The sequence below is a fragment of the Desulfolutivibrio sulfodismutans DSM 3696 genome (assembly GCF_013376455.1).
GTDB classification, from domain to species: domain Bacteria; phylum Desulfobacterota; class Desulfovibrionia; order Desulfovibrionales; family Desulfovibrionaceae; genus Desulfolutivibrio; species Desulfolutivibrio sulfodismutans.
In genome coordinates this window covers 2,830,126-2,843,728 of record NZ_CP045504.1, presented here as the reverse complement: position 1 = coordinate 2,843,728, position 13,603 = coordinate 2,830,126, and the positions used below count along the sequence as shown (strand labels likewise).

The window sequence follows — 13,603 nt, the reverse complement described above, 5'->3', positions numbered from 1 at the left end:
GGGGCCGGGTTCAGGGGATGGGCCTGGGGGCCCGTTCAGCCACCTCGGCGGCCAGGGCCGCATAATCCGCAGCCCCCCGGCTGCCCGGGGCATAGGTGAAAATATCCTGGCCAAATCCCGGGGCCTCGGCCAGGGCCACGTTTTCACGGATGCGGGCGGCATAGGCCAGGCCGGGAAAATGTTCGTCCAGGCGCGCGGCCACCTCCCGGCCAAGCCGACGCCGGGCGTCGAACCGGGTGAGCAGGATGCCCGCCAGGGCCAGTTCCGGGTTGATGCGGGAACGCACGGCGCGCAGGGTGTCGAGCAGGGCGGCCAGCCCCGTAAGGGCCAGGAATTCGGCCTGCATGGGCGCCAGGGCCTCGGTGGCCGCGCCCAGGGCGCACACCGTCAGAAGACCCAGGTTGGGCGGACAGTCGATGACGGCGACATCATAGCCGGGCAGCTTTTCCAGAACCCGGCGCACCAGGGCCTCGCGACCGGGCGTGCCGGACAGGCGCGACTCGATCCCGGCCAGGGCCAGAGATCCCGGGAGAAGGTCCGGGCCGACGCCGGTGCGGACAACATCCAGCGGCGCGGCCTCGCCGGTCAGGGCCTCGAACAGGCCGCCGCCCTTTTGGGCAGAGGCGTCCTGGCCCATGGCCGTAGTCAGATGGGCCTGGGGATCGGCGTCGACCAGGAGCACCCGCAGTCCCCGGCGGGCCAGCCCCGCGCCAAGGTTGTGGGTCGTGGTGGTCTTGCCCACCCCGCCTTTCTGGTTGATGACCGCCAAGGTCCGCATGTCCATGCCTCCCGGGAACTCCCGATAAAGTGCCTGATGTTGCCGCGCCCGGGTTGCGGCCACGCGACGGAAGCGTGACGATTTGGAGGCGGGGAGGCAGGGAGGCGGGGCTGCCGCCCCGAACCCCGCCCGGGGGAAATCATTTCCCCCGGCCCCCCCTGATTTCGGGCGTTTTGCCCGGCGCGAAGCGCCGGGCAAAACGCCCGAAATCAGGGGGGTCGGAGAGAATGCTGTCTCCCGCACGCGGACGCGAAGCGCGACAAAGTTTTCGAAAGGGGGTCCAGGGGGGAAACCTTTTTCAAAAGGTTTCCCCCCTGGCCGCCGGAGGCATCCTCTCCTGCTCAATCCGCCGGGGCCAGCCGGGCCAGCAGGTTGCCCAGGGCCGCCGCAGCGGTCTTGGCCTTGATCTCTTCCCGCGACCCCGTGAACTGGAAGCATTGGGCGTCCGTGGCGTCGGGCATGGCGAAGGCCATCCACACCGTGCCCACGGGTTTGTCCGGCGTGCCGCCCTCAGGTCCGGCGATGCCCGAGACGGCCACGGCGCAGGCTGAGCCGGTGGCCTTGCGAACGCCCTCGGCCATGGCCAGAACCGTTTCCTTGCTCACGGCCCCGGCCGAGGCCAGGGTGGCGGCGGGAACACCGAGGAGTCCGGTTTTCACGCTGTTGGCATAGGCCACCACCCCGCCCAGGCACCAGTCCGAGGCGCCCGGCTGGTTGGTCAGGATGTGGCCGATGAGGCCGCCGGTGCAGGACTCGGCCGTTGACAGGGTGAGGCCGCCATCGGACAGGAGGGCGGCAAGGCGGGGGACGATGGCCTGGGCGGCGGCCAGGGTTTTTTGGACGATATCGGTCATGGGAGGTCTCCTTCGACGCCGGACTATCCCAAAGCGGGGCGGCTGTCATGGCGCATGCCGCCTGGGTGGCGGCTTCTTGACGCCGCGCGGGCCGCCCGCGTAAGACCCGGGCAGCGCCAGCGGCCGGTTTCGGGTCGCGGACATCACGCCAAGGAGCCGTTTTATGCTCGATCTCAAGTATGTGCGCGTCAATTTCGAGGCCGTGCGCCAGGCCCTGTCCCGGCGCGGCCCCATCCCCGGCCTGGACGCCTTTCTGGAAAAAGACGCCGTGCGCCGCGACCTGCTCTCCCGCGTGGAGGCCATAAAGGCCGAACGCAACCGGGTGTCGGCCGAGGTGGCCAGGGCCAAGCGCGAGGGGCGCGACGCCTCGGACATCCTGGCTGGAATCTCCAGGGCCTCGGACGAGATCAAGGCCTTGGACGCCGAACTGGCCGCCGTGGACGCGCAGGTGCGCGACATCCTTCTGACCGTGCCCAACATCCCCCACGCCACCACGCCCGACGGCAAGGACGAGAACGACAATCCCGTGCAGCGGGTGTGGGGCGAGCCCCGGACCTTCGATTTCCCCGTGCGCGACCATCTGGACGTGGGCGCGGGTCTGGCGGGCCTGGACTTCGAGCGGGCCGTGCGCATGTCCGGGGCCCGGTTTTGCGTGCTTCGCGGCGATCTGGCCCGGCTGGAACGGGCCCTGGTGGCCTTCATGATCGACATGCACACCCAGGAGCACGGCTACCTGGAGATCGCCCCGCCGTACCTGGTGAACGGGGCCAGCCTTGTGGGCACCGGGCAGCTTCCCAAGTTCGCCGAGGACTTGTTCAAGATCGAGGGCCAGGATCGCTACCTCATCCCCACGGCCGAGGTGCCCCTGACCAATCTGCACCGCGAGGAGACCCTGGCCGCCGAAGCCCTGCCCCTGGCCTATACCGCCTACACCCCCTGTTTCAGGTCCGAGGCCGGCTCCTACGGCAAGGACACCCGGGGGCTGATCCGCCTGCACCAGTTCGACAAGGTGGAATTGGTGCGCCTCTGCCGTCCCGAGGATTCCTACGTCGAGCTTGAGCGGCTCACGGGCCATGCCGAGGCCGTGCTGCAAAAGCTGGAACTGCCCTACCGGGTGGTCAGCCTGTGCGCCGGGGATCTGGGTTTCGGCGCGGCCAAGACCTACGACCTGGAGGTCTGGCTGCCCGCCCAGGGGAAATACCGCGAGATCTCCTCCTGCTCCAACCTGGAGGACTTCCAGGCCCGCCGGGCGGACATCCGGTTAAAGGACAAAGGGGCCAAGAAGTCCGTCCTGGCCCATACCTTGAATGGCTCGGGGCTGGCCGTGGGCCGGGCCATGGCCGCCATCCTGGAAAATGGTCAGAACGCCGACGGTTCCGTGACCCTGCCGATTGCCCTTGCGCCCTACATGGGCGGCCGCGACCGGCTTTCGCCCGCGACCTGAGGCGGCCGGGCCGTCCGCCTGCGCGCCCCTGCCCAGGCCCGGCAAAACGGCTGCCGCGCCAGGTTGAACAGGCCGAAGCTGGCCTTGCGTCGAGGCGACCATGAACGATGAACCAGGCCGCAAGGCCCCGAGTCCGCCCAGCCGGGCGCAAGGCTGCGAGCCGTCCGTTTCGAGCGTCAATCTCGCGGGGCCGCCTTGCGCGCCTGGCCGGACGCAAGGCCAGGGGCTTCCTGCCGCGTCCGGCCCGTGGACCGGGGGCGCCCTGGCCGTGCATACCCTGACGGCCTCAGCCACGGCGGCTGAAACGGCGCGGCGGCTGGGGGCGGATTTTTTTGCGCCCGAAAGGTTTGCGGCCGAGGTGGGGGCAAAAGGCTTTACGGGCTTTGCGGACCATGTGGCCCGGGTGTGGGGCTGCTACCGGGGGCATGTGTTTTTTGCGGCCTGCGGCGCGGTGGTGCGGGCCATGGCCCCTCTTTTGCGCGACAAGGCCGTGGACCCGGCCGTGGTCGCGGCGGACCCGGCCGGGCGGTTCGTGGTCAGCCTGCTTTCCGGGCATCTGGGCGGGGCCAACGATCTGGCCCGGTTGGCGGCCTCCCTGACCGGCGGGCAGGCGGTGGTCACCACGGCCACGGACGCCATGGGCGCGCCTGCGGCCGAGGTCTTGGCGGCGCGCCTGGGCCTTGGCCTGGAGAACCGGGCGGCCCTGGTGGCGGTGAACGCGGTGTTGGCTGCGGGCGGGACCGTGGCGGTGTTCGATCCGTGGCGCCGTTTCGAGGTGGCCGACCCGGGCCAGGCGCGGTTTTTCGAGTGGGTGTCGGACCCGTCGATGCTCGATCCGGCCCGGCCGCATATCGTGGTGGACGTGCGGGAGGCGGCCCCCCTGCCCGCCCGGCTGGCGCTGCGGCCCCGGGTACTGGCCGTGGGCCTGGGCTGCCGCCGGGGGACGTCCGGGGAGGTGATCGTGGCGGCGGTGCGCCGGGTGCTGGAGGCCCGGGGGCTGTCCGCGTCCTGCGTGGGGATTGTGGCCACGGCCGGGATCAAGCGCGACGAGCCGGGCCTTTTGCGTGCCGCACAAGAGTTTTCGGCGGAGACGATGTTTTATCCGGAGGGGGAGCTGGACGCGGTTGCCGTGCCCACCCCCTCCCAGACCGTGAAACGGCGTGTGGGGACGAAAAGCGTATGCGAAGCGGCGGCGATGCTGGCGGCGGGGACAGACCGGCTTGTGGTGAAAAAGACCGTGATCGGCCCGGTGACCGTGGCCGTGGCCATGGCCGACTGACGGTGGTGGGCCTTGGCCCGGGCGACGCCGGGCTTTTGGCCCCCATGGCCCGGCAGGCCATTGAGGCGGCCCGGGTGGTGGTCGGCTACGGCACGTATCTTGCGCTTGTGTCGCCCGAACTCCTGGCCGGGAAGGAGGTCATTCGCACGGGCATGACCGGCGAGGTGGCCCGGTGCGAGGCGGCCGTGGCCCGGGCCCTGGCCGGGGACGACACGGTGGTGGTGTCCGGCGGGGACGCCGGGGTGTACGGCATGGCCGGGCTGGTGCTGGAGATTTTGGAGGCCAGGGGCCTTTTGGATGTGTTGGAGTTTTCCGTGGCGCCGGGCATCCCGGCCCTGGCCGGGGCGGCGGCGCTTCTGGGCGCGCCGCTGACCCACGATTTCGCAAGCGTCAGCTTAAGCGACCTTCTGACGCCGTGGGAGGTCATTGAAAAACGCATCGACCTGGCGGCCCAGGCGGATTTCGTTCTGGTGTTGTACAATCCGAGGTCCAAACGCCGGGCCGGACATCTGGCCCGGGCCATGGAGATCATCGGGGCCTGGCGCGGCCCGGACACGCCCGTGGGCGTGGTGCGCAACGCCTACCGGCCGGGACAGGAGGCCTTCGTGACCACCCTGTCCGGATTCGACCCCGGCGCCGTGGACATGCTGACCATCGTCATCGTGGGCAACGCCGCCAGCCGCAACGTCTCGGGGAGGATGCTCACCCCGCGCGGCTATGAGGGGAAATACGGCCTTTCAGGTTGATTTGCCTTCGTTTTTTCCAGCAGTCCTTGACAGGGCGCTATACGTCGCCGTATTGGCTGGTGTGAATAGATTCCCAAACGCTTGAGGAGGTGAGAGGGATGAAAAAGTGGCTTATTGGTTTCGTTGCCGCGCTGCTGGTCAGCGCCTTCTGTCTTCCGGCCCTGTATGCCGTGGACGCCCCTGCGGACCTGGTGATCAAGGCCCCGGAAGGCATGGCCGCCACCCAGTCGCCGGTGAACTTCTCCCACAAGGGGCATGCAGCCACCGACTGCAAGGTGTGCCACCACAAGTGGGATGGTAAGGCCGCCGTCGTGAAGTGCGCGTCCGCCGGGTGTCATGACAGCACGGATCCCAAGGACAAGACCAGCGACAAGTCGTTCTACCGGGCTTATCACGACATGAAGAGCGAAAAGAGCTGCCTGGGCTGCCACAAGGCGCAGCAGAAGGGCCCCACCAAGTGCACGGATTGCCATCCGAAGAAGTCCTAGCACTTCCGTTGTCATGGAGAGGCCGCTTTGCGGTCTCTCCATGGCCTCCCAATCCCCCCGGCGCGAGGTGATCGATGCCCGAAACCAACCCCTCCGACGATATCTTTGATCTGACGGACATTGTTGAGGAGGACGGATCGCCCGTTGCGGATCCCGGTTCCGGCGCCGCCGGTGCGGACATGAGCTTCGAGCGCGAGCTTGAGGATCTTTTTTCCGATGCGGGCCCGGCGCCTGCTGCAGCCAAGTCCCCGTCCCCGCCCCTGTCTCCCGATGACGACCCTCTGGAACTGGAGGAGATGGATCTGTCCGGAATCGGGCTCGATGCGACCCCGTCTCCGGAGGTGGAGACGCCTCGTCCGGCGGTCGCGGACGATGACGACACGGACGCCATTGATCTTTCCGATTTCGTCGATGAAGAACCGGGCGACGATGATCTGCCCGAAGAACCCGTGGAAACGCCACGGGCCGCCCCGCCCCTTGAAGACGAGGCCTCCAATGTCGTGGACGTCGGGAGCCTGGACGACCTCGAGGCCATGGAGGCGGACCAAGGATTCGGCGCTCCGGCAATAACCAGGGCCAGGGACGACGACGCCCTGCCCGACCTGACGGGGCTCGGCCTTGAGGAGGACGAGGCGCTTGAGGTCACGGCCGGGCAAGCGTCCCCGAACATTTCCGGCCCGGCCGCCGACATGGCGGCGATGGCCGCCACGGGGCTGGCCGTCGCCGCTGTCGCGCCGCCGACCCCTGTTCCCCCGGGCGAGGGCATCGACCTGGAGGCCCTGGACGCCATCATCGCCAAGGCCGGCGGGCCGCCGCCCGTACCCAGCGAGGAGGAGGCCAAGGCTGCGGCCGAGCTCCTGGAAGCGGCCACGGCGCGCATCGCCGTCCTGGAAGACCGGATCGCGGGCCTGGAGGCCGAACTGTCCGGGGTGACCGGGCAGGCCGGGCGGCACGAGGCTGCGTTGGAGGCCCTGGCCGCCACGCCGCCCCCGGATGCCGCCGCCCTGCGCACGGAATTTTCCGGCCTGCTTGAAGAGCGCCTGGAGGCCTTTGGCCAGGAGATGGCCAAAGACGTCCCGGCCCCGGTGGATGTGGCCCCGGCTTTGGCGGCCGTGTCCTCGGAGCTCAAGGCGTACCTGGAAGAGCGTTTGGAGGCCTTCGGCAGGGAGATGGCCGACACGCCGCCGCCCCCGGCGGATGTGGCCCCGGCCCTGTCCGTCCTGTCGACGGAGCTCAAATCCTTCCTGGAGGAGCGCCTGGAGGCCTTTGGCGAGGACATTTCCGCCCGGCTGGCGAACCTTCCGGACCCGGCCGCCCAGGCTGCCGCCGCCTCGGACCTGCGCCGCGAGATTTTGGACGAGATCGGACGCCAGACGGCCGAGGCCACGGCCGAGTCGGCGGAGTCGGCCGATTCCCTGCGGGCCGAGGTTTCGGCCCTCAAGGCCGAACTGGCGGCTGTGGCCGCCCAGTCCCCGGCCGAGGCCGGGCCGTCCATGGACGACGTGGCCGCCCTGCGCCAGGAGACGGCGGATCTGGCCAAGGCCCTGGAGACCCTGCGCGGCGAGATGGCCTGCCGGGTGACCAAGGTGGACCAGGATGCCCTGTTGACGCGGATACGCATGGAGATGGCCGCAGAGATGCAGGCGGCGATCCAAAAATCCGTTCCGGCCGAGGCCGCCCGGATCATCCGCGAGGAGATCGCGGCCCTGGCCAGCGAGATGGACGACTGATTTCAGGCCCCGCAATACAACGCGAACGCCCCCGGAGCCGTCTGGTTCCGGGGGCGTTTTTCATGGCGGCCGCCGGGTCATTCGGCAAAGATCACCACATGGATGTTGGGGTGGGCCGACAGGCGGGCGAGGTCCATCTCATGGCTGATGGAGCCCGGAATGAAGACCGTGCCTGAAAATCCTTCCTCCAGGCGTTTCCATAACTCCTCCCGGGTGGTGTGCTGGACCTTGCCCGGACAGATCATCAAGAGGGGGTTGGTGCTTTCCGCGCCGTTGCGCTTAAGCACCATGCACGGCCGGGTGTCCTTGCCAGCCCCGCGAAGCAGGCTCACGATGGTTTCGATGAGCGCGCTTTCGTCCACGGGCTTGACCATGCAGGCGTCGCCCCCGGCCTGTTCCCGTTCCCGGGCGGGCAGGGCGGAGATGACCACCACAGGGATGTCCCGCGTGGCGGGGTCGGCGCGCAGATGCCGGATGGTGGTCGTGCCGTCCATGCCGGGCATCATGAGGTCCATGGTGATGAGGTCCGGGGCGTGGGCCTTGGCCATCTCGATGGCCTGGGGGCCGTCGGACGCGGACAGCACCCGGAAGCCCTCGTCGGCCAGGAGCTGTTCGAGAAACAGACGCACGGGCGGCTCATCGTCCACCACCAGGATGGTGCCCTGGTTTTTTTCGGCGGGCAGGGGTAGGAGGCGGTCCCGGAAGGCCGGTTGCTGCACGGGATGGGCCGCATCCTGGCGGGACGCGCCGCGAATGGGCAGGGTGAACCAGAACACGCTTCCCGCACCCGGGGTGCTCTCCACCCAGATGCGGCCGCCGTGGCGGTCCACGATCTGGCGGCAGATGGGCAGGCCAAGCCCGGTGCCCTTGGGCTTTTCCGTCAGCGTGTCCCCGGCCTGCTTGAATTTCTCGAAGATGATCTGCTGGTCGTTTTCCGAGATGCCCGGGCCCGTGTCCGACACCCCCACCCGGATCATCTCGCCATCAATGAAGGCCCGGATGGTGATGCCGCCTGCGGCCGTGAATTTCACGGCGTTGGAGATGAGGTTGAGCATGACCTGGATGAGGCGGTCCCGGTCGCCCAAAAACTGCGGCAGGCCGAAGCTTACGTCCTGGGCCAGGGACAGGCCCTTTTGTTCGATGAGGGCGCTGGTGGCCGTGACGCTGCGCGTAATGACCTCGGCGATGGTCACCGGTTGCAGATCCCACTCGATCTTGCCCGACTCCATCTTGGCGATGTCCAGCACGTCGTTGACCAGTTCCGTCAGGCGTTCTCCCTCGGACACGATGATGCCCAGGTTGTCGCCGATCTGTCCCGCCGCGCGCCGGGATTTGTTGTCCGAGGCATCCAGGCGGGGCAGGATGTCCTCCACGAATTTCTTGCGGATGATCTTGGCGAACCCCAAGACCGAGGTCAGGGGGGTGCGCAGTTCGTGGGACACGGTGGAGATGAACTCCGTCTTCATCCGGTCCACTTCCTTCTCCGAGGTGATGTCGCGCACCAGGATGACCGTTCCCAGCCAGGTGGCGGCGTCGTCGGCCACGGCGTCCGGCCCGGCCGAGCCGTCGGCGTGGGAGTGGATGGCCGAGGCCGCAGCCTTGCCCACCCGGCCGCCGCCCAGGCGGACCTCGGCGGTGAGGATGGCGGTCTGGGCGGTCCTGGCCGCCTCGGGAAGCTCGGCCATGGCCCCGGAAAAGAGCTGCCGGGCGTCCTTGCCGGTCAGGTCCGCGCCCTCCAGGCCGAACATGTGGACCAGGGGCGGGTTGACGTTGGTGATGCGTCCGTGGGCGTCCGTGACCAGGAGGCCGTCGGCCATGTTGTCCATGATGGCCCGCATGTGGGCCAAGGCGCCCTGGAGTTCCCGGGTGGAGGCGGCCACGGCCCGCTCCAGGCCGGAGACGAGATCGGAGAGCTCGTCGGCCATGGAGTTCATGGTGGCGGCCAGGAGGCCCACCTCGTCGTCCGAGGTGATGATGATGCGGGCGGAAAAATCGTGGGCGCGAAGCTTTTGGGCGTATTCGGAAAGTTCCATCAACGGCCGGGAGATGCCCTTGATGAGCATGAAAAACACGACCACGGCCACCGCCAGCATAAACAGCATGAGCAGTTCCTGCTGGATGACGGCGGCGCGGATCTTGGCGTGGATGATGTTTTTGGCCATGCCCACGGAAACCGTTCCCGCCACCCCGGCCAGGATGGGTGCCGATATCTGGATGAAACCGCCGATGCCGGGCAGATCCACGTCCTTGACCGTGAAACCTGAGGGGTCGATCTGCGCCTTCTGGATTTCGTCCGGGATGCCCGGCACGAAGGTATGGGAAATGATGCGGGCCTCGTTGTCGAGCACATAGACGTATCCCACGCCCTCGATGTCCAGGAATTTGTCGATCATGGCCTGGACCGTGGAGGCGTCGCGGCTTTGCAGGATCTCCACGCTGGCCTCGGCGATGCTCCCGGCGATGGCCCGGCCCTTGGTCTCGTATTCGTCGGTTAAGTCCGTATAGAGGATAAAGGCCGACAGCAGGGCCGAGGCGTTGGCCACCACCCCGAAGAGGATGACGATGGCCACCAGGGTCTTGCGGAACAGTTTGGACATCTTCATTTGGCGAATACCGAAAAGTCCCGGATGGGGACGAACTGGTCGTTGACGACCTGGGTCAGGAACACCTGGTCCAGGCCATCGTGCTGGTCCGGGCCGAACCGCACCGGCCTGCCGATGCCGATGTCCAGGTCATGGAGGCCCTCGGCGGCGGCGCGAAGCTGGGAACGGTCCAGGGGATTGGGCATGCGCCGCAGGATCTCCACCATGACCTTGGCGTTTAAAAAGCCCTCGAAGCCCACCTGGCTGAAGCGGAACGGGTGGTATTCCCCCTGCACCAGGTCCAGGGGCAGCCGGTCGCCGTAGGTCTCCATGAGCCGCCGATACTGGCGCACGGCGGACAGGCTGAGATCCTCGTAGCTGGGAACCACCTGGGAATTGATGAGGTTTTGGGTCAGGTCGCGGCCAAAGCGCGGCCCCTCGTGCAAAAGCAGCCGCAACAGCAGGTCGCTGCCCACGAAGGAGACATTGGCGATGGGCACGTTAAGCCCGGCGGCCCTGGCGTCGCGGATAAACGCGGCGCAGGCCGGATAGGCCCCCACGGAGATCACGGCGTCGGGGGCCTTTTTGCGCAATATCTCCACCTGGGGACGCATGTCGGTCTCGAAGGACGAGCCCCGGCGGTAGGTGGCCTCGGCCACCAGGGAAAGGCCATGGGCGCCCAGGGCCAGCCGGGCCCCGTCCCATCCGCTGCGGCCATAGGCGTCGGCCTGGTAGAATACGGCCAGTTTTGTCCGTCCCACCGTGACCAGGGCGTCCACCAGGGCCTTGACCTCGGCCCGGTAGGAGGCCCGCAGGTTGAAGACGTACTGGTCATAGGGGGGTTCGCGCTGGGGCTGGGCCCCGGAGAAGGGGAAAAACAGGCAGATGTCTTTTTGCCCGTAGCTTTTGAGCAGGGGCAGCACCCGGGTCACGGTGGGGGTGCCAAGATAGGAGAAAAGCGCCACCACGTCGTCCTCCACCAGGGCGATGGTGTTGGCGATGGCGGGCAGGGGGTCGTAGTCGTCGTTTCGGGCCAAAAGGACGATCTTTTTGCCGTCCACGCCACCCTCGGCGTTGACGTGGTCGAAATAGGCCATGGCCCCCCGGTACAGCTCTACGGCCAACCCCCGGGTAGGGCCGTGGAACCCGGCGGACATGCCCAGGCGGATGTCCTCGGCCCCGGATGCAGGCGTCGCAAACCCGGCGAGACAGAAACAAAGCAGGGCTGCCAGGACAAGCGGAAACGAACCGGCACAAGGCCGGAGGCCTCGGGCGGGTCCATCGGGGAAAGTGGGCCGTGCGGCCACGGCTCCGCCATGCGGCAATTCCATATTCCTCTTGTATGGGCTTTGCCCTGAAGCGTCAAATTGCACAGCGCCGGGGTGGAAGACGAAAACGGTGCGGGAGCGGACAATCCTTTTGATGCGTGACAGGCGTGTGACGCAAGCCGGGCTGCCCCGGAAACCCCCGCTCCATGCGTCCCGCCCGTGTCGTGTTGCCCTTTGCCGCAAGAAATGTCACAGATCCGTAACACGAGCACCATTCCCCCGTCACCCAGCAATGTTCGTAGTTTTCCGTCAAAATCAAGGACGGGAACCATGTCCGACGACACCATTCTTGTAGTAGAAGACGACGAGGACATCCTCGAACTCCTGGCCTACAACCTTCAAGGCGCGGGTTTTTCCGTGGTCACCAGCCGCGACGGCTTCGACGCCCTGCAAAAGGCCCGGCGCTCCCCCCCCGATCTGGTCCTGCTCGACCTTATGCTGCCGGGCCTGGACGGCTTCGAGGTGTGCAAGGAGCTCAAGCGCGAGGCCAAAACCGCCCAGGTGCCGGTAATCATGCTCACGGCCCGGGGCGACGAGGTGGACCGCATCGTCGGGTTGGAGCTTGGGGCCGACGACTATGTGGTCAAGCCCTTCAGCCCCCGGGAGCTCATGCTGCGGGTGCGCGCCGTGCTCAAGCGTTCCGGCCCCGAGGCGCGGGAGAAGCCGGTTTTGCGGCAGGGAGGGCTGTGCGTGGATCTGGCCGCCCACCGGGCCGAGATCGATGGCGCGGAGATCCTGCTCACGGCCACGGAATTCAAGCTTCTGGCCGAACTTTTCCGGGGCCAGGGCCGGGTGCAGACCCGGGACCAACTGCTCAACACCGTGTGGGGTTACGAATTCGAGGGCTACGCCCGCACCGTGGACACCCATATCCGGCGGTTGCGGCAAAAGCTCGGGGCCTACGCCCGGATGATCGAGACCGTGCGCGGCGTGGGCTACCGTTTCAAGGATTAGGGGAGGCGGCGTGTCCCTGGGACTGAGGCTTTTTCTCTCCTTTGCGGCCGTGGCCGCCCTGGCCTTGGCCCTGCCGATGGTCTTTTTTCCGGATCAGCCCATGGCCCAGGCCCCCCTGGCCCTCATTCTGGCCCTGGCCGCCGCCGCCGCCGCCGGGTTTTTCTTAAGCCGCCGGGCGGCGCGCTCCATCCGGGAGACCATCCAGGTGGCCGAGTCCATCGGCCGGGGCGACTACGCCAAGCGCCTGCTGGTGCCCCGGGGAGGAGAATTCGAGACCCTGGCCGCCGCGATCAACGAGATGGCCCGGGGCATCGAGATGCAGATCCGGACCATCACCGCCCAGAAAAGCCAGCTTGAGGCCATTTTAAACGGCATGAAGGAAGGGGTCATGGTCCTCGACGCCGAGGGCAAGATCCGGGCCGTGAACAAGGCCTTCGACCAGATCTTTCCCGGCAACGGGGAGCGCATGGGCCGTCCGCCCATCGAGGTGGTGCCCTGCGCCCGATTCCAGGCGGCCTGCGACGCCGTGCTGGCCTCTTCGGACAAGGACGCCCCCCCGCTGATGACGCTCGAGATCGAGCTGGGCAAGGATCGCTTTTACGACGTGAGCGTGGTGGGCCTGCGCGAGGCCCGGGGCGAGCTTGGGGCCGTGGCCGTGTTCCACGACCTAAGCGACTTCAAGCGTCTGGACCGGGCCCGCAAGGACTTCGCGGCCAACGTCACCCACGAACTGCGTACGCCCCTGACCTCGGTGAAGGGCTATGCCGAGACGCTGTTGCAGGACACGGCGGGCATGCCCCCGGCGCGGGTGCGGTTTCTGGAGGTCATCTTAAAAAACGCCAACCACATGTCCAAGATGATCGAGGACATGCTGTGCCTGGCCCGCATCGAGGACAGCCCCATGCCTGCCGCGCCGCCCCGGGCCGACGCCCTCCAGGCCTTTTTGCTGGCCCGCAAGGAATGCGAGTCCATGGCCCTGGAGAAGCGCATCGGGATCAAAAGCCAGCTCCCCGAGGCCGGGGCGCCGGTCATGGCCGATAGTGGGCAGTTGGCCCAGGTTTTTCGCAATCTGTTGGAAAATTCCGTGAAATACAGCCCTGAAGGCTCCTTTGTCACGGTCTCGCATCAGATGGGTAACGGGACCGTGACCTTCTGCGTGCAGGATAACGGCCCGGGCGTGCCTCACGAGGACCGGCTGCGGGTGTTCGAGCGCTTTTACCGGGTAGAGAAGCACCGGGCCAAGACCACGGGCAGCACGGGCCTTGGGTTGGCCATCGCCAAGCACATTGTGGAACGCCACGGCGGGCGCATCTGGGTGGAGCGGGCTCGTGGCGAGATGACCGGGGCGGCCTTTTACTTCACCCTGGCTGCGCCTTCCGGCGAGGACCAGGCTGGCGCGCCGCCCCAGGGTTGATGGCCC

At 67.5% G+C, this 13,603-nt stretch carries 11 protein-coding genes; 7 read left to right on the top strand and 4 right to left on the bottom strand.

Translation table 11 applies throughout. The features are described 5' to 3' along the window. Nucleotides 1–10: 10 nt before the first annotated feature. Both GD606_RS12930 and GD606_RS12925 read right to left on the bottom strand, forming a co-directional pair. Nucleotides 11–784, bottom strand: a complete 774-nt coding sequence (locus GD606_RS12930) for a ParA family protein (protein WP_246298789.1) — start codon at nucleotides 782–784, stop codon at nucleotides 11–13. Between the two features lie 335 nt (nucleotides 785–1,119). After that, nucleotides 1,120–1,632 (bottom strand): CinA family protein, encoded by a 513-nt coding sequence (locus tag GD606_RS12925; protein WP_163301670.1) that lies wholly within the window; start codon nucleotides 1,630–1,632, stop codon nucleotides 1,120–1,122. A gap of 163 nt (nucleotides 1,633–1,795) precedes the next feature. Here GD606_RS12925 and serS point away from each other — a divergent pair, with 163 nt between their 5' ends. The 5 genes from serS (at nucleotide 1,796) to GD606_RS12900 (ending at nucleotide 7,319) form a co-directional block, all read left to right on the top strand. Continuing rightward, complete coding sequence (gene serS / locus GD606_RS12920) at nucleotides 1,796–3,076, top strand: serine--tRNA ligase (protein ID WP_163301669.1); 1,281 nt, start codon at nucleotides 1,796–1,798, stop codon at nucleotides 3,074–3,076. Nucleotides 3,077–3,176: 100 nt separating this feature from the next. Beyond that, nucleotides 3,177–4,355 (top strand): cobalt-precorrin 5A hydrolase, encoded by a 1,179-nt coding sequence (locus GD606_RS12915; RefSeq protein ID WP_163301668.1) that lies wholly within the window; start codon nucleotides 3,177–3,179, stop codon nucleotides 4,353–4,355. A 2-nt stretch (nucleotides 4,356–4,357) separates the two neighbouring features. Continuing rightward, on the top strand, nucleotides 4,358–5,101 hold the full coding sequence (cobJ, locus tag GD606_RS12910) for a precorrin-3B C(17)-methyltransferase (protein ID WP_246298788.1): 744 nt from the start codon (nucleotides 4,358–4,360) through the stop codon (nucleotides 5,099–5,101). Between the two features lie 98 nt (nucleotides 5,102–5,199). Beyond that, nucleotides 5,200–5,589: a cytochrome c3 family protein gene (locus GD606_RS12905; protein WP_163301666.1), complete on the top strand. Its 390-nt coding sequence runs from the start codon at nucleotides 5,200–5,202 to the stop codon at nucleotides 5,587–5,589. A 74-nt stretch (nucleotides 5,590–5,663) separates the two neighbouring features. Further along, nucleotides 5,664–7,319, top strand: a complete 1,656-nt coding sequence (locus GD606_RS12900) for a hypothetical protein (RefSeq protein WP_163301665.1) — start codon at nucleotides 5,664–5,666, stop codon at nucleotides 7,317–7,319. A gap of 77 nt (nucleotides 7,320–7,396) precedes the next feature. Here GD606_RS12900 and GD606_RS12895 read toward each other — a convergent pair whose 3' ends face one another. Together GD606_RS12895 and GD606_RS12890 are read right to left on the bottom strand one after the other, a co-directional pair. Further along, nucleotides 7,397–9,916, bottom strand: a complete 2,520-nt coding sequence (locus GD606_RS12895) for an ATP-binding protein (RefSeq protein ID WP_163301664.1) — start codon at nucleotides 9,914–9,916, stop codon at nucleotides 7,397–7,399. A gap of 2 nt (nucleotides 9,917–9,918) precedes the next feature. Further along, the gene (locus GD606_RS12890) at nucleotides 9,919–11,058 is read right to left on the bottom strand and encodes an ABC transporter substrate-binding protein (RefSeq protein WP_163301663.1); all 1,140 of its coding nucleotides are present in this window, start codon (nucleotides 11,056–11,058) and stop codon (nucleotides 9,919–9,921) included. 441 nt (nucleotides 11,059–11,499) lie between these two features. Between GD606_RS12890 and GD606_RS12885 the strand changes: the two genes are divergently transcribed. Continuing rightward, complete coding sequence (locus GD606_RS12885; RefSeq protein WP_163301662.1) at nucleotides 11,500–12,183, top strand: response regulator; 684 nt, start codon at nucleotides 11,500–11,502, stop codon at nucleotides 12,181–12,183. Nucleotides 12,184–12,193: 10 nt separating this feature from the next. Next, nucleotides 12,194–13,597, top strand: a complete 1,404-nt coding sequence (locus tag GD606_RS12880) for a HAMP domain-containing sensor histidine kinase (protein ID WP_163301661.1) — start codon at nucleotides 12,194–12,196, stop codon at nucleotides 13,595–13,597. The last annotated feature ends 6 nt before the right edge of the window (nucleotides 13,598–13,603 follow it).

Bases quoted from the DNA above. Each gene is read 5' to 3' on its own strand.
- GD606_RS12885 (WP_163301662.1), top strand. From the start codon at position 11,500: ATGTCCGACGACACCATTCTTGTAGTAGAAGACGACGAGGACATCCTC.
- GD606_RS12930 (WP_246298789.1), bottom strand. From the start codon at position 784: ATGGACATGCGGACCTTGGCGGTCATCAACCAGAAAGGCGGGGTGGGC.
- serS (WP_163301669.1), top strand. From the start codon at position 1,796: ATGCTCGATCTCAAGTATGTGCGCGTCAATTTCGAGGCCGTGCGCCAG.
- GD606_RS12905 (WP_163301666.1), top strand. From the start codon at position 5,200: ATGAAAAAGTGGCTTATTGGTTTCGTTGCCGCGCTGCTGGTCAGCGCC.
- GD606_RS12915 (WP_163301668.1), top strand. From the start codon at position 3,177: ATGAACGATGAACCAGGCCGCAAGGCCCCGAGTCCGCCCAGCCGGGCG.
- GD606_RS12925 (WP_163301670.1), bottom strand. From the start codon at position 1,632: ATGACCGATATCGTCCAAAAAACCCTGGCCGCCGCCCAGGCCATCGTC.
- GD606_RS12895 (WP_163301664.1), bottom strand. From the start codon at position 9,916: ATGTCCAAACTGTTCCGCAAGACCCTGGTGGCCATCGTCATCCTCTTC.
- GD606_RS12890 (WP_163301663.1), bottom strand. From the start codon at position 11,058: ATGTCCGCCGGGTTCCACGGCCCTACCCGGGGGTTGGCCGTAGAGCTG.
- GD606_RS12900 (WP_163301665.1), top strand. From the start codon at position 5,664: ATGCCCGAAACCAACCCCTCCGACGATATCTTTGATCTGACGGACATT.